Consider the following 323-nt stretch of genomic DNA (forward strand, 5'->3'; position numbering starts at 1 on the left):
GTTTCTTATTTTTGTGAAAATGAGCATTTGTCAGTTCACATTCCTTGTCAAAAGACATCGGATCACAGTTCAGCCCATCCATGTAAAACTCTTTTCGCAGGATGCTTCGCCCGGATTCATCTACAATCTTTTTTCCGGTTTTTTCATCATGTTCAAACAGAAGATAATTGATAGCAGCCGAGTAATTTGCATTTCTGCTTTTAATGTGTTTTACGATTGCCATTCATACCACCTGCCAGTTTCAGTACTTCTTTTCTCAATAGGAATAAGTCCGTGATGCACTGATGGATTTCATTTTCTATAGCACGAGACTGACTGCCACC

The 323-nt window shown here is 39.0% G+C and carries 2 pseudogenes; both read right to left on the bottom strand.

Annotated elements, in window-relative coordinates:
- Positions 1 to 223, bottom strand: a pseudogene (locus tag LIR34_RS17730) (relaxase/mobilization nuclease); the annotation flags it as partial.
- A pseudogene (locus LIR34_RS18085) lies at positions 201 to 323 on the bottom strand (plasmid mobilization protein); the annotation flags it as partial. The pseudogenes LIR34_RS18085 and LIR34_RS17730, both read right to left, overlap by 23 nt.

This window comes from Blautia sp. MSK17_66 (assembly GCF_020538025.1).
Classification (GTDB): Bacteria; Bacillota; Clostridia; order Lachnospirales; family Lachnospiraceae; genus Blautia_A.